General features: G+C 67.9%; 24 protein-coding genes. 10 read left to right on the forward strand and 14 right to left on the reverse strand.

Features of this window, described 5'->3' with window-relative positions; all coding sequences use genetic code 11:
- The first annotated feature begins 333 nt into the window (after positions 1–333).
- Both H0264_RS31670 and yaaA read left to right on the forward strand, forming a co-directional pair.
- Positions 334–1,842 (forward strand): multicopper oxidase family protein, encoded by a 1,509-nt coding sequence (locus tag H0264_RS31670; RefSeq protein ID WP_181580941.1) that lies wholly within the window; start codon positions 334–336, stop codon positions 1,840–1,842.
- Positions 1,843–1,903: 61 nt separating this feature from the next.
- Positions 1,904–2,647 (forward strand): peroxide stress protein YaaA, encoded by a 744-nt coding sequence (yaaA, locus tag H0264_RS31675; protein ID WP_181580942.1) that lies wholly within the window; start codon positions 1,904–1,906, stop codon positions 2,645–2,647.
- An 11-nt stretch (positions 2,648–2,658) separates the two neighbouring features.
- Here yaaA and H0264_RS31680 read toward each other — a convergent pair whose 3' ends face one another.
- The 3 genes from H0264_RS31680 to H0264_RS31690 all read right to left on the reverse strand — a co-directional run bounded on the left by H0264_RS31680 (position 2,659) and on the right by H0264_RS31690 (position 5,047).
- The gene (locus tag H0264_RS31680; protein ID WP_181580943.1) at positions 2,659–3,153 is read right to left on the reverse strand and encodes a carboxymuconolactone decarboxylase family protein; all 495 of its coding nucleotides are present in this window, start codon (positions 3,151–3,153) and stop codon (positions 2,659–2,661) included.
- Positions 3,150–4,229, reverse strand: coding sequence for an NAD(P)H-dependent amine dehydrogenase family protein (locus H0264_RS31685; protein WP_181580944.1), 1,080 nt, complete (start codon positions 4,227–4,229; stop codon positions 3,150–3,152). Before H0264_RS31685 ends, H0264_RS31680 begins: the two co-directional genes overlap by 4 nt.
- 80 nt (positions 4,230–4,309) lie before the next feature.
- The gene (locus H0264_RS31690; RefSeq protein WP_181580945.1) at positions 4,310–5,047 is read right to left on the reverse strand and encodes a sporulation protein; all 738 of its coding nucleotides are present in this window, start codon (positions 5,045–5,047) and stop codon (positions 4,310–4,312) included.
- Positions 5,048–5,204: 157 nt separating this feature from the next.
- Here H0264_RS31690 and H0264_RS31695 point away from each other — a divergent pair, with 157 nt between their 5' ends.
- A complete protein-coding gene (locus H0264_RS31695; RefSeq protein WP_181580946.1) occupies positions 5,205–6,080 on the forward strand; it encodes an ATP-grasp domain-containing protein in 876 nt (291 codons plus the stop codon).
- 44 nt (positions 6,081–6,124) lie between these two features.
- Positions 6,125–6,940, forward strand: a complete 816-nt coding sequence (locus H0264_RS31700; protein WP_181580947.1) for an ATP-grasp domain-containing protein — start codon at positions 6,125–6,127, stop codon at positions 6,938–6,940.
- Here H0264_RS31700 and H0264_RS31705 read toward each other — a convergent pair.
- Positions 6,904–7,677, reverse strand: coding sequence for a sporulation protein (locus H0264_RS31705; protein WP_181580948.1), 774 nt, complete (start codon positions 7,675–7,677; stop codon positions 6,904–6,906). The genes H0264_RS31700 and H0264_RS31705 overlap by 37 nt on opposite strands.
- Before the next feature lie 104 nt (positions 7,678–7,781).
- Here H0264_RS31705 and H0264_RS31710 point away from each other — a divergent pair, with 104 nt between their 5' ends.
- Complete coding sequence (locus tag H0264_RS31710) at positions 7,782–8,264, forward strand: nuclear transport factor 2 family protein (protein ID WP_181580949.1); 483 nt, start codon at positions 7,782–7,784, stop codon at positions 8,262–8,264.
- Positions 8,265–8,267: 3 nt separating this feature from the next.
- Here H0264_RS31710 and H0264_RS31715 read toward each other — a convergent pair whose 3' ends face one another.
- Together H0264_RS31715 and H0264_RS31720 are read right to left on the reverse strand one after the other, a co-directional pair.
- Entirely contained in the window at positions 8,268–8,969 is a 702-nt protein-coding gene (locus H0264_RS31715) for an NADPH-dependent F420 reductase (RefSeq protein WP_231084657.1), read from the reverse strand.
- Between the two features lie 37 nt (positions 8,970–9,006).
- The gene (locus H0264_RS31720; RefSeq protein ID WP_181580950.1) at positions 9,007–9,342 is read right to left on the reverse strand and encodes an ArsR/SmtB family transcription factor; all 336 of its coding nucleotides are present in this window, start codon (positions 9,340–9,342) and stop codon (positions 9,007–9,009) included.
- Positions 9,343–9,458: 116 nt separating this feature from the next.
- Between H0264_RS31720 and H0264_RS31725 the strand changes: the two genes are divergently transcribed.
- Entirely contained in the window at positions 9,459–10,652 is a 1,194-nt protein-coding gene (locus H0264_RS31725) for an MFS transporter (protein ID WP_181580951.1), read from the forward strand.
- Between the two features lie 54 nt (positions 10,653–10,706).
- Here the strand turns inward: H0264_RS31725 and H0264_RS31730 are convergent, their stop codons facing one another.
- The 7 genes from H0264_RS31730 to H0264_RS31760 form a co-directional block, all read right to left on the reverse strand.
- Positions 10,707–11,666, reverse strand: a complete 960-nt coding sequence (locus H0264_RS31730; protein ID WP_181580952.1) for an isopenicillin N synthase family dioxygenase — start codon at positions 11,664–11,666, stop codon at positions 10,707–10,709.
- A complete protein-coding gene (locus H0264_RS31735; RefSeq protein WP_420832003.1) occupies positions 11,663–12,112 on the reverse strand; it encodes a nucleoside deaminase in 450 nt (149 codons plus the stop codon). The genes H0264_RS31730 and H0264_RS31735 overlap by 4 nt, the downstream gene beginning before the upstream one ends.
- 5 nt (positions 12,113–12,117) lie before the next feature.
- The gene (locus tag H0264_RS31740) at positions 12,118–13,509 is read right to left on the reverse strand and encodes a purine-cytosine permease family protein (protein WP_181580953.1); all 1,392 of its coding nucleotides are present in this window, start codon (positions 13,507–13,509) and stop codon (positions 12,118–12,120) included.
- 38 nt (positions 13,510–13,547) lie between these two features.
- Positions 13,548–15,062: an APC family permease gene (locus H0264_RS31745; protein ID WP_181580954.1), complete on the reverse strand. Its 1,515-nt coding sequence runs from the start codon at positions 15,060–15,062 to the stop codon at positions 13,548–13,550.
- A 258-nt stretch (positions 15,063–15,320) separates the two neighbouring features.
- Positions 15,321–17,210: a glycoside hydrolase family 5 protein gene (locus H0264_RS31750; protein WP_181580955.1), complete on the reverse strand. Its 1,890-nt coding sequence runs from the start codon at positions 17,208–17,210 to the stop codon at positions 15,321–15,323.
- A 255-nt stretch (positions 17,211–17,465) separates the two neighbouring features.
- Entirely contained in the window at positions 17,466–18,416 is a 951-nt protein-coding gene (locus H0264_RS31755; RefSeq protein ID WP_181580956.1) for a LysR family transcriptional regulator, read from the reverse strand.
- A gap of 76 nt (positions 18,417–18,492) precedes the next feature.
- Positions 18,493–18,687 (reverse strand): hypothetical protein, encoded by a 195-nt coding sequence (locus H0264_RS31760; RefSeq protein ID WP_181580957.1) that lies wholly within the window; start codon positions 18,685–18,687, stop codon positions 18,493–18,495.
- 228 nt (positions 18,688–18,915) lie between these two features.
- Here H0264_RS31760 and H0264_RS31765 point away from each other — a divergent pair, with 228 nt between their 5' ends.
- Entirely contained in the window at positions 18,916–20,073 is a 1,158-nt protein-coding gene (locus H0264_RS31765) for a DUF5925 domain-containing protein (RefSeq protein WP_231087301.1), read from the forward strand.
- Positions 20,074–20,101: 28 nt separating this feature from the next.
- Here the strand turns inward: H0264_RS31765 and H0264_RS31770 are convergent, their stop codons facing one another.
- Positions 20,102–20,767 (reverse strand): LppP/LprE family lipoprotein, encoded by a 666-nt coding sequence (locus H0264_RS31770; RefSeq protein WP_181580958.1) that lies wholly within the window; start codon positions 20,765–20,767, stop codon positions 20,102–20,104.
- Between the two features lie 198 nt (positions 20,768–20,965).
- Between H0264_RS31770 and H0264_RS31775 the strand changes: the two genes are divergently transcribed.
- From H0264_RS31775 to H0264_RS31785, 3 genes are read left to right on the forward strand one after another with little or no spacing between them, the layout of a single operon-like run.
- Positions 20,966–21,421, forward strand: coding sequence for a MarR family winged helix-turn-helix transcriptional regulator (locus H0264_RS31775; protein ID WP_181580959.1), 456 nt, complete (start codon positions 20,966–20,968; stop codon positions 21,419–21,421).
- Positions 21,414–23,219, forward strand: coding sequence for an AMP-dependent synthetase/ligase (locus H0264_RS31780; RefSeq protein WP_181580960.1), 1,806 nt, complete (start codon positions 21,414–21,416; stop codon positions 23,217–23,219). Before H0264_RS31775 ends, H0264_RS31780 begins: the two co-directional genes overlap by 8 nt.
- Before the next feature lie 27 nt (positions 23,220–23,246).
- Positions 23,247–23,834, forward strand: coding sequence for a DUF4126 domain-containing protein (locus tag H0264_RS31785; protein WP_181580961.1), 588 nt, complete (start codon positions 23,247–23,249; stop codon positions 23,832–23,834).
- The last annotated feature ends 35 nt before the right edge of the window (positions 23,835–23,869 follow it).

Consider the following 23,869-nt stretch of genomic DNA (forward strand, 5'->3'; position numbering starts at 1 on the left):
ACGTCAGCGGCCCGGTCGGTCCGGTCGCCGCACCGAGCCGAAGCCTGGGCGCAGTTCGTGCCCACTGTGGTCGGCCCTTCCGGCAGTCGCGGTGATCCGGCCTGAGCCAACACTTTCGGGGCGGAAATGGTCGGAATGGCAGAAAGGCGCACGAAAGTGTGCGCACAGGCCGGACACGGGCGTCGAGACGCGGGGCACGCAGCTCGATAGCAGAGCGTGGATGCCGGCGCAAGGGACTGGGGGCCGGTGAACACGAGCCGTGGGGACGATTTCGCGGGGGTCGCCGGTGATGAGGCTGGAGGGGTTCAGCAATCGGCAGGCAAAGGAGTTGGTGTGGTCTCGCGGCGGGGTTTTCTCACTGGAATCGCTGTCACCTCTGTGGCGCTGGCCACGGGGTGTGCGGGCGGACGGTCCGCAGGATCGGCCGGGGCGGCGGGCGGGACGCGGGCGTTGCCGATTCCGCCGTTGGCGGAGGCGACCGTGGATGCGGCGGGGGTGCGCGATTTCCGGTTGGAGGCGCGGGCGGGGAGCACCGAGATGGTGGCGGGGAAGGCCACTGCGACTTGGGGATTCAATGGGGCGGTGCTAGGGCCGACATTGCGGGCGCGGCGGGGTGAGGCGGTTCGGGTGCGGGTGCGGAATTCGCTGGCGGAGGCTACGACGGTGCACTGGCATGGGATGCATGTGCCGGCGCATTCGGATGGGGGACCGCATCAGATGATCGCGCCGGGCGGGGAGTGGACGGCGGAATGGACTGTGGCGCAACAGGCGGGGACGCTCTGGTATCACCCGCATCCGCACGGGGTGACCGAAAAGCATGTGTACCGGGGGCTTTCGGGGCTGTTCCTGGTCGACGACGATGAGGCGGATGCGCTCGGGTTGCCGAATCGGTATGGGGTGGATGACATTCCGCTGGTTGTGCAGGATCGGCGGTTCACCGGGGATGGCGCGTTGGATGAGTCTTCGCCGGGGGATGTCGGGTTGCTGGGGGATACGGTCATCGTCAATGGGGTTGCGGGAGCGCATTTCGATGCGGGGGCCGAGCGGGTGCGGTTCCGGATTCTGAACGGGTCGTCGGGGCGGTTGTACCACCTCGGGTTCTCCGATGATCGGGAGTTCCATCTGGTGGGCACCGACGGTGGGCTGCTGCCGAATTCGGTGTCGCTGAGGCGGATTCTGCTCAGTCCGGGTGAGCGGGCCGAGATCGTGGTGGCACTGCGGGCGGGTGAGCCGGTGACGCTGCGGTCGGTGCCGGTGACCGAGCGGGCCGGGATCGATCGAGCGGCCGAGTTCGGGTTCGATGACAGCTTCGACCTTCTGCGGATCCGCCCGGCGACTGACCTGTCCCCCGCCGCGCCGGTGCCTGCCGCGTTGCTTCCCATGGCCGTGCTGGCCTCGCGGGACGCCGCGGTCGACCATGCCTTCGAGCTGAAGTGGTTCATGATCAACAACCAGCGCATGGACATGAATCGCATCGATATGACGATTCCGGTGGACAGCACGCAGGTGTGGACGGTGCGCAACGACGACAACTGGCCGCACAACTTCCATGTGCACGATGTGCAGTTCCAGGTGCTGGCGGTGGATGGGCGGACGCCGCCGCCGGAGCTGTCGGGCTGGAAGGACACGCTGTACACGCCGCCGGGGGTGACCTACACCCTGGCCATGCATTTCGCCGACTACACCGATCCGACGATTCCGTACATGTTCCACTGCCATCTGCTGCTGCACGAGGATCGCGGCATGATGGGTCAGTTCCTGGTGCTGGCACCCGGTCAGCAACCCGCGCCCATGACCATGCCGATGGACCTGCCCAGCTCGGGACACGGACAACACTCATGACACGCGCACAGCTGCCGCCCGGCGCACCGGCGAGGTGCGCGGGGCACTACCGTATGCGCTCGTGCTGGTGCTGCTGCCTCCTTCCGAAACCAAGTCCGACGGCGGGTCGGGCGGTCCGCTGAATCTGGATTCGCTGGCCATGCCGCAGCTCACGGCGGTGCGCGACAAGCTCGTCACGCAGTTGACCAAGCTGGCGGCCGATCCCGACGCGTCGCGCGCGGCGCTGGGGCTGGGCAAGGGTGCGGAGGCGGAGATCGCGCGCAATGCCGCGCTGCGCAGCTCGCCCACGCGTCCGGCGCTGGATCGCTACACCGGCGTGCTGTACGACGCGCTGGACGCCCCGGGCTTCACGAAGGCCCAGCGCGCCAAGGCGGATGCGCGCCTGGCGATCGGTTCGGCGCTGTTCGGTGTGATCCGGGCGGGCGATCCTATTCCGGCGTACCGGCTTTCGGGTGGTTCGAAGCTGCCGGGTCAGCCGACGCTGCAGGCGGTGTGGAAGCAGGTGCTGCCCGAGGCGCTGCGGGCGGAGACCGACGGCGCGCTCACCATCGATCTGCGGTCGGGCACCTACCAGAATCTGGGCCGCATCCCCGGCGCGGTGACCGCGACGGTGCTCACCGAGCGCCCGGACGGGAGCCGAACGGTGGTGAGCCACTTCAACAAACACCACAAGGGCCTGCTGGCGCGAGCGCTGGTGCTCTCACGCACCGAGCCGGCCGATATCGGCGGGGTGGCGCGGGTGGCCGAGAAGTTCGGGTTGCGCTGCGAAATCGCCTCGCCGACAGAACTTCTCGTCCTGACCTGATTGCTACCGCGTCACTGCTTGGCGGCGGCGTGGCTCGGCAGCACGCAGACCGCGTCCAGTCCGAGGACGTGGTTGAGCCGGCCGAAGGCGAGCCAGGAGCCGATGCACATGGACAGCTCCACGATTTCGGCGTGCGAGTAGTGCGCCTTCATGCGCTCCCAGAACTCGTCGTCGAGATTGTGGTGGTCCTGGGCGTACCGCTCGGCGTATTCGGCCGCGAGCTTGGCGCGGGTGTCGAGGGCGTCGCTGGTGCGCCACTGCTCGACCTCGTCGATGAAGGTGTCCTCGACCTTCTCGCCATTGCGGTCGGTCCGCCAGTCCAGGCAGAACAGGCAGCCGTTGATGGCCGCGATGCGCAGCCGGGCGGCTTCGAATTCGCGCAGCCCGAGGGTGGTGTGCTCGTAGACGGCGAGGGAGAACTGGGAGGCGGCGATGCCGATGCCCGGCACCATCTCGCCCCACACGTAGCCGATGGGATCCTTGCCTTCGGGAATGTCGATGATCATGATTGGGCCTTTCCGAGAATGCCGACAGCGGGTCGCAGGGGGACGTCGAGGGCGTCGTAGAGTCCGGGTTCGGCGGCGGCGAGCCAGTCGATGGCGCCGACCAATCTGCCTACGGCGGTGGCGTTTCCGCCCGCGGAGCGATTGCCGTCCTCGTCGGTGGCCTCGATGCTGACCTCGATGCGCGGACGGCCCTCGATGATCACCCGGTGCGCTCCGTCGCCGGTGGGCGGGGTGGGCCAGTCGGGTGCGCAGGAGGCGTGGATCCGGGTGACGTGTTCGATGACGATGCGCGGTTGCCCGCCGATGATGCCCTGCACCTCGAATCGCACCGCGCCCTGCGTGCCGGTCTCGAACTCCCCCATCCGTTCGGTGCTGACGGTGGCGTCGAGCGCGCGCCGGTCCAGGGTTTCGCGGATCTCGTCGAGTTCGGCGCCGAGCGCACGCGCCATGAGCCGAATCTGCCCGCCCCACACCATGGTCGGCACGCCGGCGGCGAGCATGGGCGGCTGATAGTCCATGGGCTGTCCCATGCCGACCAGGTAGCGCACAGAGTCGGGCTGGTCGTAGGTGGTGTAGTCGAAGATCTCCTGGCAGCGGATGACGTCGACGGTGCTGGCGAGTCCGGCCACCAGCAGGGGCAGCACATCGTTGCCCCAGCCCGGGTCGATGCCGGAGACGAACAGCGAACCACCGCCCTCGGCAACGGCTTTCAGCACCTGGTCGCGTAATTCGGCCGGGGCGCTGCGCTGGTCGTAGAAGGGGTAGAGGGCGGGCGTGACGACGGCGGCCCCGGCGCGCACGGCGCGCAGAATGTCTTCGAAGGCTTCCATCGGCCGGATGTCGCCGGAGGCGGCGTACACCACGGCACGGGGCCCGGCGGCGAGGGCGGCGTCGATGTCGTCGGTGGCGGTGACACCCAATTCGGTGTCGAGTCCGGCGAGTTCGCCCGCGTCCTTACCGACTTTTTCGGGGTCGTGGACGAGGACACCGGAGAGCGTGAGGGCCGGGTGCGCGGCGACGGCGCGGATGGCTGCCCGGCCGACATTGCCGGTGCCCCAGACCAGGGTGGCGATCATGCGGGGAGGTTAGCAATGGGTGGGTCCCCGCCGGGGCGGTTTCGAGAACACGTTTCAGTTTTGCCGCCCCGGGGGCTCGTTCAGCCGCCCAGCGCCGACAGCTGCCCGTCGAGTTCGGCGACCCAATCGGCGTCGCCGACCTCCTGATGATCGACGAACAGCGACCCGTAGACAGCGCCCCTGCGCTCATCGATCTCGAGCACCACCTCCACCCCGTCCTCGCCCGCGACGAAGGTGAGCTCGAGTTCCTCGAGGGCCGGAAACTCCGGCGAGGGCGCGAATTCGATCCGCTGATGGAACGGCAGATCCATCTGAAGTCCGCGAACCCAGCCCTCCGCTACCTCGGCGCGGTGCAGATGGAAGCCGAGATTCTCCAGGCCGGACAGGATTTCGTACTGCGCGGGCAGCGGCTCGATGTGCAGCGGATCGCCCTCGTCCGCGTCCACCGCACCGGCGATGTCGAGGACGGCGCGCACTGCGACATGCATTCCGGGGAGCGGGCTTTCGTCGTACGTGGTGAGCGGCGTCTCGAACGGCGCGTACAGCTCGAAGGCGAACTCGTAGGCTTGGTGGGCGTCGAGGGCGAGCAGCCCGTGCAGGCGGGTGTGGCCGAAGCGGTGCGCCACCGTGAGCTCGTCGCCGGCCTCGACGCGGGTGACGAATTCGGCGGCAATCTCGGCGATGTCCTGGCGAATCTCACCGCCGCGCAACCGAATCACGCCCTGAACCGGCTCACCCGGCCGAACCGCCGCGGAATGCAGCTCGGTTTCGACCTCCACGCCACCGACACCGGCAGCAGACAGCAACCTCTGGAACATACGGCCATCCTGACAACCTCCTGAGAGTTGTGCCACCTCGGCCGCGACCGTGTTGCGCTTCGGCGGGCGGAACGGATGATCGAGATGACGGAACGGCAAACAGGCTGGGCCGCAAGGGATCAGCGTGAGAGTACGGGGGAGCGCCGTGGCGGCTCGGATGAGTTTCTGCTTTCCGGTGGAGGAGCAGTATCGCGGCGACGGCATGCCGAACCAGGTGGCGCGCCAGCTACGCAGGTGGGGGCACCGGGTCGAGGTGCTGCGGCCGGGTGGTGAACTGCTGGAGCTGAATTCGCTCGTGCGGTCCGGCCGCCACGACGCGTGGGTGCTCAAAACCGTCTCGGGCGGGCCGGGTCTGGGGCTGCTGGAAGCCGCGGCGGCGTGCGGGCTGACCACCATCAATGACGCGCGCGCCATTCGCGGGGTCCGGGACAAGGCGGCGGCGGCCGTGATCGCGGCGGGCAGCGGGCTGCCGGTGCCGCAGACCTGGGCGGCGGCGCGCCTGGCGGATCTGGCTCGAATATCCGGTGGCCGTTACCCCTTGGTGGTCAAGCCCGCCGATGGAAGTTCCGGTCGCGGCGTGCACCTGGTGCGGCGGCCGGAGGAACTGCTGGCGCTGGCGGGGGAATTCGCGGGCGCGGGGCTGCTCATCGCGCAGCCGTACGTACCGAATTCCGGTGTGGACCTGAAGGTTTACTGCGTGGGTGGCCGGTTGTACGGCACCGAGCGGACCTCGCCGCTGGAGCACGGGCGCGAGGTGCGCGACCGGCCGGTGCCGCTGACCTCCGAGGTGGCCGCCATCGCCGCGCGGATCGGCGAGATCTTCGGGCTCGACCTGTACGGGGTGGATATCGTGCACGGTCCGGACGGGCCGATCGTGGTGGATATCAATGACTTTCCCAGTTTTCGCAAGGTGCCGCGCGCGGTGGAGACGGTGGCGCACGCGGTGCTCGAGCTGGCGCGCCATGGCACGTCCCGGCCGGTGCTGCGGCCGGTCGAGTTCGACAGCCGTGTGCCGGTGGCCGCGCGCTGGTGAAGCGCATCCTCAGGAAATCCCTACGCACCGAGAGTCATCCGCTCATGAGAATCGGCCTGCTCACCGCGAATGCGGACCATCCCTTGCTCGCGGCCACCGCGGCGCTGCTCGTCGAAGGCGGGCATCGGGTCGAAACCCTCTCCCCCACGGCCGGTTTGCCCGCCCGGCTCGCTGATGTGTACCTGCTCAAGGCGCGCACACCCGCGGCGATTCGGCTGGCTCGCACCCTCGAGCGGCACGGGATTCCGGTCCTCAATTCGGCCGCCGCGACGGAGTTCTGCCAGGACCGCGTGGATATGGCGCGGCGGGCCGTGGCCGCCGGATTGCCTTTTCCCGCGACGGCGGCCTGGTCACGGCTGGGAAATCTCACGGGTCCGCTGGAGCGGCCACTGGTGGTGAAGAGCCGCCGCAGTCGCCGTGATGATCTGGTCCGCCGGGTCGCGGATGCCGCCGAACTGCGTGCGCTGGCGCGGCTGTGGCCGGACGAGCCGGTGGTGCTACAGGATTGGGTGCCCGGCACCGGCTGGGATCACAAGCTGTGGGTGGTGGCGGGGCAGGTGTTCGCCGCACTGCGGCAGTCCGAATTCACCTCCGGCACACGGGTTCCCGACCAGCCGCTGACCGGATCGCATCCGTGGGTGGAGCTGGCGCTGCGGGTCGGGGAGGTGTTCGGTCTCGAGGTGTACGGCGTGGATCTGCTGGAGTCGGAAGGCAAACCGGTGATCATCGATGTCAATGCCTTCCCCGGCATGCGAGGTCAGGACGGCGCAGCGCACGCGCTGGCCGCCCGGACCCTCGAGATCGCACAGCGCACCCTCGACGCTCAGTGCCCGCGCGAGGCCATGGCCGCCAGGCGCTGATCCAGCACGGCCGTCCAATCCACGTGGCTGAGCGCGTTGTAATCCACGAACAGCACGTCGTACACGTCGCTGCCCTCGCTGTACCAGCTGCCCTTCTTGTCGCCCTCGAGGATCACGTCCATCCCGTCGGGCCGGGCCACGAAGGTGACCTCGAGCTGGTTCAGCCGCGGATACCGGTAGGACGCACCGAATTCGATCTCCTGATAGAACGGCAGCTCCTGCCGGATGCCGCGCAGCCCGCCCCATTCGCAGTCGGCCGAGCGCAGCGGCAGTCCGAGTTGTTCGAGCGCGGACAGGATCACGTGCTGGGCCGGCAGGGCGCCGATGCCGATGGGGTCACTGTCGCCGGTGTCGACCGCGCCCGCGATCTCCACGATGGTGCGCACCGAGACGGCCATGCCGGGCAGATGCCGCCCGTTGTAGAAGGTGATGGGCGCTTCCAGCGGGGTGTAGAGCCCGAACGGAATGTCGTAGAGCGCGCCGGGCGGCAGCCGCAGCGGGCCGTGCACGTCGGTGCGGTGGAAGCCGCGGTGGCTGCTCTGCTCCTCCTCGGTGTGCTCGAGTTCGACGCGGGTCACGAATTCGACTGCGACGCGGGTGATGTCCTGTTCGGCACCGCCGCCCTTGAGCCGGATGACGCCGTGGACGGTGCCGCCGGGCTGGACTCCGGGTGTGTGCAACTCGGTTTCCACCTCGGCGCCGCCCACCCCGACGGACGCCAGCAACTTTTTGAACATGGGGACAGTCTTGTGCCCGGCGGCGTCCAGGTCCACCCGGGGCGGCGTCCGGGTGGCCGAAACCCGGCATTGATCTCCGCGAGAACCTGTTCTAACTTTCGCGCATGGACACCATCGCACTCGAACAGATCCGGGCGCTCAAGCACCGGTATCTGCGGACCCTGGACCTCAAGCAGTGGGACGACTTCGGCGACACGCTGTGCACGGATGTGGTCGGCTCGTACGGATCGCCCTCGGGCGGCGGGCCGCTGGAATTCACCGACCGCGAGGCGCTGGTCGGCTACATGCGCGGCGCGCTGAGCGGGAACATCATCACCGTGCACGTCGCCAACCATCCGGAGATCGAAGTGGACGGTGAAACCGCCCGTGGCACTTGGTGTCTGGAGGACACGGTGATCGTCCCCGACTTCGATATCCTGATTCGCGGCGCGGCCTACTACCACGACACCTACCGTCGCGAGGACGGCGTGTGGCGGATCGCGAGCACCGCCTATCAGCGCATCTTCGAAGCCAAGATGTCGACCGACGCGCTGCCGGGGTTCGCGCTCACCGCCAATCGCTGGGCGGAAATGACTGCGCCACAGTAATAGTCAGCGGGTGGCGGCCTCCACGAGCTTGCGGATGGCGGCCGCGTCAGCATTGGCGGCCGGGCTCTCCCAGAACGGTTCGCGGGCCGCGTACGGGGTGGCGTAGGCGGGCGTATCCGGCTGGATGCGCCAGCTCTCGGCGAGCGTTCCGACGTCGACGGTGTCGTAGCCGAGCGCGTCGATCAGTTGCGCCGCAGCGACTTTGGCCTCGGTATCCACACCCGCGATGGGCAGCGCGGTGCGGTCGTCCGCGCCGTGCGGCCGCCCCAGCACGGCCAGGTGCTCGAAGTAGATGGTGTTGAACGCCTTCACCACTCGCGAGCGCGGCAGATGCCGTTGCAGCAGTTCACTGCTGGTGATGGTGCCGGCCGCCAGATCCGGGAATTCGCCGTCGCGATCCGGATAGTAGTTGTTGGTGTCGATGACGACCTTGCCGATCAGTGGATCGGCCGGGATCTGCTGATATGCCCTGAGCGGCACCGTCACCACGACGATATCCCCGGCAGTGGCGGCCTCCTCGGGCGTGCCCGCCCTCGCCCGCTCCCCCAGCTCGGCCACCAGATCCTGGAGGGTCTCCGGGCCGCGCGAATTGCTCAGCACCACATCGATTCCCGCCGCGACCGCCAGCCGAGCCAGCGTGCCGCCGATTTTCCCACTGCCGATCAATCCCAGCGTTGTCATGCCGGGTGCCAACACGGCGGGCACGGCCAATGTTCCCGATCTTCCTGGCGCGCCCGGGTTCTCACTTGTCCGCGGCGGCTTCGAGTTCGGCGTACCCGGCGGCGAGCGCGGCATCGAGGACGCCGGGGAATCGCGCGTTGAGCTCCTCCCGGCGCAGCCGCACCAGCCGCAGCCGCCCTTCCTGCCGGGAGCTGATGATCCCGGATTCGCGCAGCACTCGATAGTGGTGCGAGGTGGTGGATTTGTGCACGTCGATACCCTCGGCGGCCGCGGTGCAGGTGTGGTCGGCGTCGTCGTCGAGGGCGACCAGCAGGCGCAGCCGCACCGGATCGGACAGCGCGTGCATGACGGCGACGAACTCGATGTCCTCGGCAGCGGGCTGGGGCAGGTTGCGCATGGCTTCGAGCGTACCCCCACGGTTTGATTGTTTGACACTCATCGAACCGTCTTCATAGTATGACATTCGTCCAACTATTGCGGGTGTCTCCCGCCCCACTCCTGTAGGAGCTTCGGGTGAACTTTCGTTTGATTCCCTTGGCGCTGGGCACCTTTGCCATCGGCGTCGATGCCTTCGTCACCGCCGGATTGGTCGGCCCGGTCGCGGACGATCTGCACGTCTCGACCTCCGCCGCCGGACAGCTGGTCACGGTCTTCGCGGTGTCCTATGCGCTCTGCTCGCCGGTGCTGGCCGCGCTCACCGCCCGGTTCTCGCGCAAGCAAGTCCTGGTCAGCGCCTTGACGCTGTTCATTCTCGGCAATGTGGTGACCGCCCTGGCCGGCTCGTTCGCGCTGGTGCTGGCCTCGCGCGTACTGGCCGCGGCGGGTGCGGCCCTGTACACGCCCAATGCCGCCGCGGTCGGGGGCGCGATCACGCCGCCGCAGCGGCGCGGCCGGGCCATCGCGGTGGTGACCGGCGGGCTGACCATGGCCAGCGCGATCGGGGTGCCGCTGGGCTCGTGGATCGGCGGCGCGCTGAGCTGGCGGGCCACGCTGTGGATGGTGGCCGCACTGGGTCTGGTCGCGCTGGCGACGGTGGCGCGCACGGTGCCCGATGTCCGGCTGCCCGCGCCGTCCAGCTTGCGCGAGCGCCTGATTCCCTTGCGCGACACCACGATTGCCGCCACGCTGGCGCAGGCGCTGATGCTGTTCGGCGGCATGTTCGTCGTCTACACCTATCTGGCGTCGATCATGGACGTGGCCACCGGCGGCGATACCGGGCGCTTCGCGATCCTGCTGTGGGTCTACGGCGTGGTCGCGGTCATCGGCAGCACGGTGGGCGGGCGGCTGGTGGACCGGGTGGGTTCGCGGCGACTACAGCCGTACATGCTGGCGGCTGTGATCGTGGTGCTCGCCGTGGTGGGCGCGGCGAGCCACTCGTTCGCCACCGCGCTGATCTGGGCCGTGGCCTTCGGCATTCCGGGCTGGATCTGGTCGGTGGCGCAACTGCATCGGCTCATGGAGCTGTCGCCGCAGAGCACGCCGCTGCTGCTGGGGCTCAATGCCTCGGCGCAGTACTTCGGGATCGCGCTCGGCGGCGCGGTGGGCGGAATCGGCTTGCAGCAGTGGGGATCCGGGTCGCTGGGACCGATCGCGGCCGGGCTGGCCGCGATGGCGCTGGGACTGCTGCTGGTCAGCCACCGGACCCGTCGGAGCGCCACCTCCGCCGTCGCGTCACCGGTCGCCGAGAAGGCCGCCGCCGAAGCATGATTCGCTCTCGCTGCCGCCGGATCGACCGGCGGCAGCGAGAACCCGCCGATTGGTCTATCCGAGGGTGATCGCGTCCAGGCGGGTACGTAGGAAGGCCGCCGACACAACGGGTTCCAGGCCGCCGATCCGCCCGATCGGCGGCCGCAGCGGGGTCACCACGGCGTCGTGGTCGAGTTCGTAAAAGTAGATCAGCGACACCAGGTCCTCATCGGGGGCGCTGGCCTGCGGCGGGAGCACGCGGTGGCGTCCGGCGGGCCAGCGCTGCCCGCTCCAATGCGCCAGCAGGTCACCGATATTCACGGTGAGCGCGGACGGATCGTAGGGCGCGTCCGCCCAGCCGCCCTCCTCGGTGTAGACCTGTAGCCCGCCCGCGCCGGGTTCACGGTCGAGGACGGTGACCGTGCCGAAATCGGTGTGCGGGCCGATGCGGAACTGGCCCGGCTCCGGCGGGCCGACGGCGGTCAGCGGCGGATACCAGTTGATATTGCAGGTCCAGGTCGGATTGCTGGTCAAGCCTTCGAAAGGGTTGTGCGGCAAGGCGAGTGCGGCGGCGAACAGGGCCAGCAGTTCGTCGGAGAGGCTGCGCATGTGGCCGGTGTAGGCGGTGAGCAGCTCGTGCAGTTCAGCCACCTCCACGGGCCACACATTCTCCAGGAACCAGACCTCGTCGACGGCCTTGTCCCCGGTCGGGGTGTCGGCTCCGACGGCGAAGGTCTCCTTCAGATCCGGTGGGGTTTCGGTGCCTTCGGCGTACCCGTTGGCCTCCATGCCGGGCCCGATCCAGCCGCGCCCGCCGACGCTGACGGCATAACGCCGCTTCACCGCTTCGGGCAGGGCGAAGAAGCGGCGGACCGCGGCGCGCACCGCGCCCGGAAGTCCTTCGGGCACACCGTGTCCGCGCACGAGCAGGAAACCGGCCCGCTGCATGCCCGCGTCGACCTCGAGCAGCATGCGGGTGGCGTCGGCCCCGCCCGCGCGCCAGCGGTCGAGGTCGACGGTCGCGATGGCGTTCAATCGATCACTCCTATGTCCTCGTGCCACAGGTCCGGCCGGTCGGCGATGAACTTCGTCATCAGGTCGATGCAGTCCTGATCCTCCAGGACGGTGACCGAAACCCCGTGCGCGGCAAGCCATTCGTGGCCGCCGGTGAAGGTGGTGGATTCGCCGACGATCACCGCGCCGATGCCGAACTGGCGGACCAGGCCGCTGCAGTACCAGCACGGCGAGAGCGTGGTGACCATGATGGTGTCGCGGTAGTCGCGGCGGCGTCCGGCATTGCGGAAGGCGTCGGTTTCGGCATGCACGCTGGGATCGTCGTCCTGGACGCGCCGATTGTGGCCGCGACCGAGCAGGGCGCCATGGCTGTCGAACAGGGCCGCGCCGATGGGGATGCCGCCCTCGGCGAGTCCGAGCCGCGCCTCGTCGTAGGCGGTGACCAGCAGTTCCTGTGCGATGCCCATGGTCATCATGCTGCCACCGGAGTCCGTGCGATCCGAGTACGCGCGAGCAGGAAGTAGGCCGTGGCGGACAGCGCGAAGCCCACGAAGAAGGTGATGTCGCCCAGCTCGGGAGCCTGTTTCGCGATATAGCCGACGAACTTGGCCTGGTTGGAGAACAGCAGCACCGACACGACCAGGCCGAGGACGAAGGCCGCGACGCCGCTCCAATTGGTGTACGCGCGGTCGTAGAGCAGATCGTCGACGCGGTGACCTCGGCGCAGGTATTCGTCGGTGAGGACGACCCCGAGCCACGGCCCGATCCAGTAGGCGACGATCAACAGGAAAGCCTCGTAGCTGGCGGCGGCATCGGCCAGCGCCCACCATGCGACCAGGAATCCGATCACGCCGAAGGCCAGCGACACCACCGCCCGCTGAATGCGAATCGGCAGCGTGAAGCCCATGGTCACGAAAGCCATCGCACCCGAATACACATTCAGCGCATTGGCGGCGACCGCACCCACCGCGATCGCCAGCAGCGTCAGATTCGCCAGGGCCGCAGGCAAATTCGCAGTGAACACATCGGTGGGGCTGCCCTGTGCACCGGATGCCACGGTCACCGACGCCGCGCCGAGGACCGAGAGCCACAGGCAGGACAGGAACAGTCCGGCCGAGGCGTACGAACCTGTCGCCCGGGTCGACACCGATGACGGCAGATAGCGGGAGTAGTCCGCCGCGTAGGGATTCCAGCCCGCGGCATAGCCGAACATGGTGCCGACCGTCAGCAGGAAGCCGCCGGTGCCGCCCACTCCCCCGGCGGGCGCGGCAGCACCCAGGTCGGCCTTGCTGAAGATCACCACCGTCACGAGGGCGAACACGATTGCCAGGAGCGGGAAGGCGATTCGCTCGAACGCCTGCACCAGGTTGTGCCCGAAGAACGCGAAGGCCGTCTGCGCCACCACGATCACCAGCAGGGCGGGCACCTTGGGCAGTCCGGTGAGCGTGTTCAAGGCGAACGCCCCGCTCACGCTATTGGTGGCGAACCAGCCGACCCCGCACATGAGGGACATGAATCCGGCCGGCAGCACATTGCCCCGATAGCCGAATCCCAAGCGCCCCAGCACCATTTGCGGCACCCCGTGCAGTGGTCCGCGCGCGGAGAGCACGAAGTGCCCGGCCGCGCCCAGTCCGGCGCCGACCGCGAGACCCAGGCTCGCCTGCCAGAAGTCCATCCCGTACACGGTCACGGCGAGGACGCCCACGAAGATGGTGGCGAACTCCATGTTCGGAGACATCCACGTCCAGAACAGTTTTCGCGGGGTGCCGTGCCGGGCGTCGGCGGGGATGCGGTCGTCGCCGCCGGGTTCGACGGCGATGACGCGGTCCCGGTAGGCGGCCTTGGTCTCGTCGGTCAGTGCCAATGTTTCACCTCTCCTCGGGTCTGACGGGTTGTGCCCGTTCAGCGTTCGTGGGTTTCCTCCAGCACCGTGCGGCCCAGCAGTGCGTAGCGTGCCGGGTCGGTGCGTTTGAGGTAGGTCGCGTACCCGAGGCCGGCCAGGGCGACCACTGCCACCAGGTACGGGGTCGCTTTCAACACCAGCGAATCCGCCTCGGCTCCCGCCGCGGTGTCCATATTGACCACCAGCAGCAGCACCACTCCCAGCATGGCGACGCCGCCGATGAGCGGGGCCAGGAAGGTCTTGAACCAGTGCCGGGTTTCGGGGTGATGCGTGCGGAAGTAGTTCATCACGGCGAACGAGGTGGTGGCCTGCACAAGGAGAATCGCCATGGTGCCCAGCACCGCGAGCAGCGTGTAGAGACCGGCGTAGGGGTCCTTGCCCGCCACAGCGAATGCGAGCACGAGCACGGCCGCGATGCCGGTCTGCACCAGCCCGGCGATATGCGGCGACCCGTTCTTGGGGTGCGTGCGTCCGATGGTCTGCTGCAATCCGGGTATCGCGCCTTCACGTCCGAGCGCATACAGGTAGCGGGAGGCACAGTTGTGGAAGGCCATGCCGCAGGCCAGTGATCCGGTGACCATGAGCCACTGCATGGTGCTGACCGCCCAGTGCCCGACGAAGCTCTCGGTGGGCGCGAAGAAGACGTCCATGGGATTGGCCGAGGCCGCGAGCTCCATTGCCTTGTCCTGGCCGCTGCCGGAAATGGCCATCCACGAGACGAAGACGTAGAACACGCCGACGCCGAGCACCGCGATCATGGTGGCGCGCGGAATGATTCGCTTGGGGTCGCGGGATTCCTCCCCGTACATGGCCGTCGATTCGAAGCCGACCCACGACCAGAACGCGAAGAACAAGCCCAGGCCCGCCGACACTCCGCCGAAGGCGTTCACCGGATTGATGGGATCGAACGAAATGCCTTCCGGCCCACCGCCTTGCAGAAGCACCGATACCGCCATGACGAACAGAACGGTCACCTCGGTCACCAGCAGCACGATGAGCAGCCGTTCGGCCACCGCCACCCCGAACCAGGTGCCGAGTGCGTTGACGGCGAGCATGCCGATGGCGAACACCCACCACGGAATGTCGACCCCGGCCTGATCGAGCACCGTATTGTGCGCGAAGCTGGAGAAGATCCCGATCAGCGACGGCTCGAAAACCATGTACGCGAAGGTGGCCAGCAGCCCCGCCGCCAATCCCGCGGTGCGCCCGAGCCCGAAGGAAATGAATCCGTAGAACGCCCCCGTCGCGGTGATGTGTTTGGACATGGTGGTGAATCCGACCGAGAACACCGCCAGCACCACCATGGCAATGAGAAACGCGGCGGGCGTGCCGATTCCGCTGCCCGAGGACATCATGAACGGCACATTGCCCGTCATCGCCGTGATGGGCGCGGCCGTGGCCACCGCCATGAACACCACGCCGAGCAGCCCGACGACATTGGGTTTGAGCCGCGACACCCCACCCGCCGATGCCTGTGACTCCCCCGAAAGTACGGTGCGCGCACTCGGTTCCATTGTGTAACTCCTCATCTTGGTCACCTGACCTGTGAGGGATTGTGGGGCCGGAAGTGTTGCCGGGATATGAAACGGAGTTACCAGCGGGAACCAGAATTGTGACTCGGGTCACAATTCTTACACATATTCAGAATAACCTGGATCGGCCTTACGCTTCGTCGGCTGTTGCCGATATCGCGAACGCACATGGCCCGCACCGGGATTCCGGTGCGGGCCACATCACCTACTCCGCTGCCGCGATCCGCGCAGACCGCTCCGTCAAAGCTTGCGGCAGTAGAGAGCATCCGGGTGGCCGCCGCGGTACCAGACCCGCGAGAAGCCGATGCCCGCGGCGTATTCGTCGGCATTGCACTGAGCCTTGTAGAAGCCCTCGGCGTAGTCGCCGCCCTCTCCGGAGGCCGGGCGGTTGTCCCATTTGTCGTCCCAGACCGTGCGGCCGGCGCCGGCCAGCGGGATTCGGCCCGGGGCGCACAGGACCGCGGACATGCCGTCGCCGCGCAGGCTGTAACCGATCATGAATTGGCCCTCGGCACACTGGTATTTGGTGAAACCGGAGGCCCAGTCGGTGGTCACGTTCTCGGTCTTCACCACCATCGCCGTGGTGCCGGCCTGCCAGAGGTCACCCTGGGTCGCGTCGGTGCACAGCCCGCGATGATCGCCGGAGCTGATCCCGATCAGTCGCTGATCATCCGGGCAGACGGCTTTGTGCGCGCCCGGATCCCAGTCGTTCGCCGCGCGCAGCGAGGCATTGTGATCGCGATGCTCGGCGTTCAGCGCCGACCAGGTGCGCACCGGCGCGACCTGCCCGGTGTAGCCCTTCGCGTCCACCAGTCGTCGCAGCTGCGCGCCGCGCCAATCATCGGGGTCCAGGACGCTGCGCAGGCTGCCGTCGGTGTCGTAGCGCAGTAGGGCCCACTGATTTCCCTTGTCGCCCTTCTGGAATCCGACCATCGGCCAGTAGGCGAAGTCGAGGTCACGCTCGATGAGCCAGTCGATCAGATTGACGAACCAGGTCTTGTCCGCCGCGCCCGCGTCCTTGCCGACACCGAATTCGCTGATCCACACCGGGGCGGTGAAGTGCCGGTCGGCGGTGCCGGCCACGAAACCGGCCAGCTCGTCCATGGACGTGAACAGATCGGCGCGCGACATATCGCGGAAGCGCGGATCGGTGGTCTCGCCCCACCCGTCTGCGCCGGTGTGATTCGGGCCGATGTAGCCGTAGAAGTGCGCGGCGTACACGATCTTGTGCGAGCGCACCAGGGTCGGCGTCAGCGTGCGCATCGGCTTCAACATGGGGCGTTCGTGATCGGTCAGGTCGGTGGGGATGCCCTGCCAGTTGAGGCCCTCGATCATGATGAGCAGATTCGGGTTGCCGTCCTTCAGGATTCGGTCGCCGGCCCACTGGACGGCGTCCTCGAAGTCGTTGCCGTCACCCCAGCCCCAGTTCGGGTTGTGCCAGGTGTCGCGGCGCACCTCGTTGCGCAGATCCGCACCGATGACACCCGAATTGCCCTGGTAGCGGGCGGTCATGAAGACCCAGTCGTCGATCCACTCCTCGGTGGTCTGACCGGAGTTCCAGCGTTCGTTGCCGTCGACGGCACAGCACCAGAGGGTGGAGGTGGTGTGGTTGTTGAGGATGACGGCCAGCCCGGCGTCGGTCAGGGCGGTGACCGCGCGGTCGTAGACCTCGAGCGGCTTCAGGCCGTTCAGCGTCGGATTGGCGGTCAGGCCCTGCACCGGACGAGTGTCGGTGATCATTTCGTTGGAGAAGGGCAGCCGCACGCTGTTGATGCCGAGTCCGCGAAAATCATTGATGATCTTGTCCATCGGCACCCGGTCGAGTCCGAGCGGCGCGCGATGTCCGGTCTCCTGCGCGAAATTGTTCGCCGGATCCTCGTCGTCGCCGCTGCCCTGCCAGGTGCCGCTGGAGCCGTGCCAGTTGGCCGATTGCAGTTTCACCCGATTGCCGTCGGCGTCGACGATATAGCGGCCGCGGGTGCTCAGCGGGCCGTGCAGGCCAGCGGGTTCGGCCTGGGCGGCCGGGGTGAGGTGGATGTTCGGGGCGATGATCGCACCGGCCACCGCCGTGAGAATCGCGAGGGCGTGCCAGGTTCGCCTGCCGCGGAATCGCGCACGGGTCAAGGTCATTCCGAATTCCTCATCTTGCGGAAATCCGGCACCGCCGGAGACTCGGGGGCTCAATCCGTTCACCGGCGGTGCCGAGGGACGCCTCACCTGCAGATGTGTGAGGCAGTACGGCGAGCGGGGCCGTCATTTGCTTCTGCGCGGAAGCATTTCGGGTTCGCGGCTGCTCACGGCATGAACAGTAGAGAGCGGGCGAGCCGAAGAGAAACACCGAATTCCGGGTGACTCATCAGGTTTCGTTGTCAATCGGCACGGCGGTCACAGATGCAGCGGCAGCGTGCAGTCGAGGAAGTCGGGTTCCTCGAGTTGGGCGACCAGCTCCGGGTGCTCGTCGCGGACGGTGCGGGCGATGTCGATGAACGAGCGCACCAGTGCGGTGCGGTGATCCACGCGCCAGCCCACCGCGACCTCATTGGGCTCGGCATCGATGACCGGGCTGAGCTTCACGCCCGGGAACGGGATCCAGCGCACACAGGCGACCGTGATCACGATGCCCTGGCCGGTGGCGACCTTGTGCAGTTCCTCGAGCAGCGTGCTGGATCTGGAGATGATCTGCGCCGGTCGGCCCTCGCGATGAATGTCGAACTCCCAGAAGGCATTCCACACCGGATCCGAACAGGACGCGCCGAGCATGGGCTCCTCGGCGATCTCGCGCGCCAGCACGCCGGCCCGGCCCGCGAGCCGATGGCCGACCGGCAGCATGACGACCAGCGGTTCCGCGAAGAGCCGCTCGAATTCCAGACCCTCGTAGACGAAGGGATGCCGGACGATGGCCACATCGACGGCTCCGGAACGCAGGCCCGCCGACGGATCGTCGTAGCCGAACTGCCGCAGTTCCAGACTCACGTCCGGGTGGCGTTCCCGGAACGCGGACAGAATCGGTTCGGTGAGGGTGAGCGCCGCGCCTTCCATACAGCCGAGCGTCAGCCGGTCCTGTTCATTGCGGTGGACCGATTGCGCGCGTTCCACCGCGGCGTCGAGCCTGGTGAGCCCGTAGCGGACCTCTTTGAAGAAGGACGCGCCCGCCGCGGTGAGCTCCACATTGCGCGTGGTGCGGGAGAACAGCACCACGCCCAGCGCCTGTTCGAGCTGTTTGATCTGCGCGCTCAGCCCCTGCTGGGTGACATACAGTCGCTGCGCGGCGCGGGTGAAACTCAGTTCTTCGGCCACCGTGACGAAGTACCTCAGCTGCCGCGTGTGCACATCCATGGCGGGCAGTGTAGGGAAATCCGATCACTGAAACAGCAATATTCCAGTAACCCGATGCGTACCGATCGTTCGGTATCTAGGCGGTGCGCACCTGTGGCGTGAAGGCTTCCCGAATCCGGTCGATGAGCCCGTTCACCGCCGCCAGCGACGACCAATGATCGTGATGGACGAGACCCGGATACTGATCCGACCGCGCAACGAAGGCATCGTCGGGATCGGACCAGTGCACATGGACGGCGGACAAACTGACCTCACGCTCGAAGGCGTCCATCGGGTGATCCTCCTCGGCAACATTGACTACTACGGAGTGTAATAGCCCAAACCCGCCGGGAATCAGTGACTTTCGTCAATAAACCGTAGAGATCACAGGAGACATGCCGCGCTTACATGCATAGGTGCGCATATCCCAATCCTTCTATCGCTCGTGAGCTACGTCCAGGTCGAGGCCCGAAAATGGGTGGACCCCACCGGGGAATCTTCGGATCATCGTCGGGTGACCATGAACGCCCAGGAACGCCTCATCCGGCTCATCGGCCGCGAGGAGTCCCCCGCCGCGACGGCCGGACCGGTGTCGTGGGTGATGAACCTCGACGACTCCGATTCGCCGCGCGATGTCATCGATGCGCTCGGCTTGGCTCCGTATGTCAATGGTGAACAGCCGCATGCGGTTTCGAAGCAACTCGAGCATGTGAAGCCGGATGCTCCGCTGTGCCCGGAGGGGGCGCGGGTGCTGCGGACCAGCGATGACAACGGGACTCGGGCGCTGCTGGCCGTCGGCGACGGGTGGACACTGCGAGTTGTGCGGCGCGACAACGGAACCGCGTCGGTCGATGTGTGCGCGGCCACCGAGGCGCTGGCGCGCGAAGTGTTCGAACTGTGCACCGCGGATGCGACCGTCGAGCCCGAGGACGACGAGACGCAGGTGTCGATGGGCTTCTGGCACAGCGGATGTAACGGTCCGCAGCGCAAGGAGCGCTCGATCACCGCCGGCACCTGGGCGGAGATCGAGGGCAACTACGGCACCGACGTGGCCGCGGCGCTGCGGCGGCTGATGACCATGCGCGCCGAGGATGTGAACGGTCGCCTGTTGCTGCTGCACGGGCCGCCGGGTACCGGAAAGACCTCCGCGCTAAGGGCTTTGGCGCGCGAATGGGCGAAGTGGTGCCAGGTCGACTGCGTGCTCGATCCCGAGGTGCTGTTCTCTCAGCCCGGCTATCTCATGGAGGTGGCCATCGGCGTGGACACCTACGACGAGAGCAAGCGCCGCTGGCGGCTGCTGGTGCTCGAGGACTGCGACGAGCTGATCCGCGGATCCGCGAAAGAGTCCACCGGACAAGGGCTTTCGCGGTTGCTCAACCTGACCGACGGCCTGCTGGGGCAGGGCCGCGATGTGCTGGTGGCCATCACCACCAATGAGGATCTGTCCCGGCTGCACCCGGCCGTGGTGCGGCCGGGCCGCTGCCTGGCGCAGCTCGAGGTCGGACGGCTCTCGCAGGCCGAGGCGACCGGCTGGCTGACGCGGGAGCTCGGCGATCGGGCGCTGCCCAGCGTGGACGTCGACGGCATGACCCTCGCCGAACTCGTCGAGGCCCGCGAGAATCGCAGCCGCATCCAGGCGACGCCGGCCGCGAGCATCGGCGACGCGGGATACCTGTAGCGGCGCAGGCCGATTCGAGCCGGGGCGATCAGTTCTGCGGCGGGAACTGACCGTTCGCCTGCACCTTGCCGCCCGAGAGTGTGAAGGTGACGGTGCTCGGCCCGCCGGACGGGCAGCACAGGGCATCGTCACCCTGCACCCACCTGTATTCGACCGAGACCGTGTTCGCGGTCTTGCCGGCCACGTGGGTGTAGGCGTACGGCTCCGAGGTCGCGGTGCCGAGGTACTTGCCGTCGGCGAAGAACAGCACGTGCGTGTACGGGTGAATGTTGCCCGACTCCACGGTCATCCACGACAGCACGCCATCGCAGCCCGCCGAGATCGGATCATTGCTGGCGGCCGGGTTGTTCCACGCCCCGGTGCTGCCCGGCACCGCGAGGCTCTTGATCGCGTCGTCGGCCAGCTTGGAATTGAGGTCGAAGCACAGGCCGTGGCCGCTGCCGTACGGGGCCGAGGTCACGGGTGCGATGGTGGTGTCCGGCGTCGTGGGCCGAGTCGGCGTGACGGTCGTGGTGGCCGGAGCGGACTCGTCGGTGGTCTGCCCTCCCCCGCCCGGCCGGGTCGGCTCGGCAGCCGTGCCGGTGACCTTGGTGGTCGGTACCGCCACCGGGTCCGAGGAGGTGCTCTCGCACCCGCTCACACCCATCACGACCCCGGCGGCGAGCACGGCGACCAGCGCGGATGTGAGTTTCATGCGTTCCCTCGATTCGAATCGGCCACCCCGGCGGGACGAATGGGAAATCGGAACCGGCCAACCCGTCGTTACCGAACGGGCGGCGGCGCGATGCCCCGAAAGTATGGGGCGCGAAGGCAATTCATGCCCGTTCCGGCGGACACCCGCATTCCGGCACCCCATAGGACCATCCGGTCGGTTCGTGGATATAGTTGCGCCATGCAACACCTGCCCGGGCGGGGATCTCCCGAGATCTCCGCCGTCCACGACGAGCTGACGCTGATCGTCCGCGAGATCATCGCGGGTCGCCCCGGCGTCGAGGGGCTGCCCTCCTTCACCCAGCAGTCCACGCTGTCGTTCATCGACCGCAATCCCGGATGCCGCGCCACGCAGATCGCCGAGGCATTCGGCGTGCATCGCTCGACCGTGTCGCGGCAATTGCGCGGGTGCGTGGACGCCGGCTGGGTGGAGACCGGCGCGGGCAGCCTGCACGCCGGCTACCCCCTGGCCCTGACCGCCGCGGGCCGCGACGCCCTCGCGGCGGCCGCCGGACGCGACCTCACCCAGCTCGGCGAGCGCATGGCCGACTGGACTCCCCGGGAAATCGCCGACTTCGCCCGTGCGCTGCGGCGATTCCGTCAGCCCGATCCGACGACTGGAGACGACCGTGCGTGAATTCCTCGCGGCACCCACCTTCACCATCGCCGAGGACGAGACCATCGTCGCCTCGGTGTACACCCAGGCCGAGCAGACACCGCAGCGGGTGCTGTTCTCCCGGCCGGCAGGCAGCGACTGGCTCGACGTCACCGCGGCGGAGTTCGCACGACTGGTCTCCGATGTGGCGAAAGGGTTGATCGCCAACGGAATTCAGCCCGGGGACCGCGTGGTGCTCATGTCGGCCACGCGCTTCGAGTGGACACTGCTCGACTTCGGGATCTGGGCGGCCGGCGCGGTCACCGTGCCCGTGTACGACTCGTCCTCCGCCGAGCAGGTGCGGTGGATTCTGGAGGATTCCGGGGCGGCGCTCGCCATCGTGGAGACGGTGCGGCAGAAGGACATGCTGGCGGGCGCGCCGGAGGGTCTGCGGCGGATGCTGGTCATCGACGACGGGGCCGAGGGCCTTCTGATCGCCGACGGCGCGAGCACACCGGACGCGGCACTGCGGGAGCGCCTGGACGGTCTGCGCGCTGATGGCCTCGCTTCGCTGGTCTACACCTCCGGCACCACCGGGCGGCCCAAGGGCTGCATGCTCACCCATCGCAATTTCCTCTCCGAGGTGCGCGGCATTCTGACCGCCAGCATCGGCGAGGTCGCCCATCCCGGGCAGCGGATGCTGACCTTCCTGCCGCTCGCGCACGTGCTGGCCCGCGCGGTGTCCCTCGCCGCCTTCGAAGGCGGTATGACACAGGCGCATTGGGCCGATTTCAAGACCATTACCGGGCAGTTCGCGCGCTTCGCCCCGCACACGATTCTCGGCGTGCCGCGCGTGTTCGAGAAGGTGCGCGACGGCGCGGACAAGAAGGCGCGGGCGGGCGGCAAGGTCAAGGGCGCGATCTTCCGGTTCGCCGAGCAGACCGCCATCCGCTGGAGTGAGAACCTTTCGCATACCGGTGAATTCGTGCACCGGCCGTCATTGCCGCTGCGTGCGCGGTACGCGCTCTGTGATCGCCTGGTGTACGCGCCGCTGCGCGCGGCCCTGGGCGGGCACTGCGAGTTCGCCATCTCCGGCGGCGGTGCGCTCGCGCCGCGACTCGGCCACTTCTTCCGAGGTGTCGGCGTCCCGATCTACGAGGGCTACGGCCTGACCGAATCCACCGCGGCGCACTGCGTCAACGTCCCCGGCGCGATCAAGATCGGCTCGGTGGGACAGCCGTTGGGCGGCAATGCCGTTCGCATTGCCGAGGACGGCGAGATCGAACTGTCCGGCGGCGTGGTGTTCGCCGGTTACTGGCACAACGACGAGGCGACCGCCGCCGCCCTGCACGACGGCTGGCTGCGCACCGGCGATATCGGCGAACTCGACGCCGACGGCTTCCTGTCCATCACCGGCCGCAAGAAGGATCTGCTCGTCACCGCCGGCGGCAAGAACGTCTCCCCCGGCCCGATGGAAGACCGCATCCGCTCGCACGCGCTCATCTCCCAGGCGATCGTGGTCGGCGACGGCCGCCCTTTCATCACCGCGCTGATCACCATCGACCCCGAAGCGTTCGAGACCTGGAAGACCGACCGCGGGCTCCCCGCCGAGGCGACCATCGCCGCTCTGCGCACCGACCCCGCCCTGCGCGCCGACGTGCAACTGGCCGTCGACGACGCCAACAGCACTGTCTCGCACGCCGAGTCGATCAAGAAGTTCGTCATCCTCGAGCGCGACCTCAGCGAGGAGACCGGCGAGCTCACCGCCACCCTGAAGGTCAAGCGCCACGTGATCACGGACCGATTCGCCCACGACATCGAGGCCATGTACCGCGGCTGACGCCCCGGCTGCCGTCACACTGAGGACATGGAGATCACGTCCGCCGTAGCGGCGGTGCTCGGAGCCTTCGGCCTCTCGGGCGCCGCCGGCCTCAACGCCTGGCTACCCCTGCTGGTCGTCGGCGCCGCCGACCGCTTCGGCTGGATAGACCTCGGCAGCTCCTACGGCTGGCTCTCCTCCACCCCCGCCCTGATCGGCCTCGCCGTGGTCTTCATCCTCGACCTGATCGGCGACAAGATCCCAGCCCTGGATTCGGTCCTGCACGGCGTCGGAGCGATCATCGCCCCGGCCTCGGGCGCGATCCTCTTCACCGCCGAGTCCAGCCTCTCCGCGAATCTCCCACCCGCAGTGACCGCCATTCTCGGAGCTGTCACCGCCGGCAGCGTGCACGCCGGCCGCACGGTAGCCCGCCCCTTCGTCACGGGAACCACCGGCGGCGTAGGCAATCCGGTCGTCTCCACCGCCGAGGACGGCACCTCTCTGATCCTGACGGTCCTCGCCCTCGCCGTACCGGTTCTGGCCTTCATAGCCGTCCTGATCCTGCTGATCCTGTTGGGCTGGCTGGCATTCCGCGCCGCCCGCTGGCTCCGCGCCCGAAAGTTACGTCAGAGGTAATCGACGACAGGACATGCCCCCGGAAAGCTATCGGG

It is taken from the genome of Nocardia huaxiensis (assembly GCF_013744875.1).
GTDB lineage: Bacteria > Actinomycetota > Actinomycetes > Mycobacteriales > Mycobacteriaceae > Nocardia > Nocardia huaxiensis.

What these genes read in the sequence shown, in the direction of transcription:
- H0264_RS31680 (WP_181580943.1), bottom strand. Translation starts at nt 3,153, where the DNA reads ATGATCATCGACATTCCCGAAGGCAAGGATCCCATCGGCTACGTGTGG.
- H0264_RS31685 (WP_181580944.1), bottom strand. Translation starts at nt 4,229, where the DNA reads ATGATCGCCACCCTGGTCTGGGGCACCGGCAATGTCGGCCGGGCAGCC.
- H0264_RS31690 (WP_181580945.1), bottom strand. Translation starts at nt 5,047, where the DNA reads ATGTTCCAGAGGTTGCTGTCTGCTGCCGGTGTCGGTGGCGTGGAGGTC.
- H0264_RS31695 (WP_181580946.1), top strand. Translation starts at nt 5,205, where the DNA reads ATGAGTTTCTGCTTTCCGGTGGAGGAGCAGTATCGCGGCGACGGCATG.
- H0264_RS31700 (WP_181580947.1), top strand. Translation starts at nt 6,125, where the DNA reads ATGAGAATCGGCCTGCTCACCGCGAATGCGGACCATCCCTTGCTCGCG.
- H0264_RS31705 (WP_181580948.1), bottom strand. Translation starts at nt 7,677, where the DNA reads ATGTTCAAAAAGTTGCTGGCGTCCGTCGGGGTGGGCGGCGCCGAGGTG.
- H0264_RS31710 (WP_181580949.1), top strand. Translation starts at nt 7,782, where the DNA reads ATGGACACCATCGCACTCGAACAGATCCGGGCGCTCAAGCACCGGTAT.
- H0264_RS31720 (WP_181580950.1), bottom strand. Translation starts at nt 9,342, where the DNA reads ATGCGCAACCTGCCCCAGCCCGCTGCCGAGGACATCGAGTTCGTCGCC.
- H0264_RS31735 (WP_420832003.1), bottom strand. Translation starts at nt 12,112, where the DNA reads ATGGGCATCGCACAGGAACTGCTGGTCACCGCCTACGACGAGGCGCGG.
- H0264_RS31745 (WP_181580954.1), bottom strand. Translation starts at nt 15,062, where the DNA reads ATGGAACCGAGTGCGCGCACCGTACTTTCGGGGGAGTCACAGGCATCG.
- H0264_RS31750 (WP_181580955.1), bottom strand. Translation starts at nt 17,210, where the DNA reads ATGACCTTGACCCGTGCGCGATTCCGCGGCAGGCGAACCTGGCACGCC.
- H0264_RS31755 (WP_181580956.1), bottom strand. Translation starts at nt 18,416, where the DNA reads ATGGATGTGCACACGCGGCAGCTGAGGTACTTCGTCACGGTGGCCGAA.
- H0264_RS31760 (WP_181580957.1), bottom strand. Translation starts at nt 18,687, where the DNA reads ATGGACGCCTTCGAGCGTGAGGTCAGTTTGTCCGCCGTCCATGTGCAC.
- H0264_RS31765 (WP_231087301.1), top strand. Translation starts at nt 18,916, where the DNA reads ATGAACGCCCAGGAACGCCTCATCCGGCTCATCGGCCGCGAGGAGTCC.
- H0264_RS31770 (WP_181580958.1), bottom strand. Translation starts at nt 20,767, where the DNA reads ATGAAACTCACATCCGCGCTGGTCGCCGTGCTCGCCGCCGGGGTCGTG.
- H0264_RS31775 (WP_181580959.1), top strand. Translation starts at nt 20,966, where the DNA reads ATGCAACACCTGCCCGGGCGGGGATCTCCCGAGATCTCCGCCGTCCAC.
- H0264_RS31785 (WP_181580961.1), top strand. Translation starts at nt 23,247, where the DNA reads ATGGAGATCACGTCCGCCGTAGCGGCGGTGCTCGGAGCCTTCGGCCTC.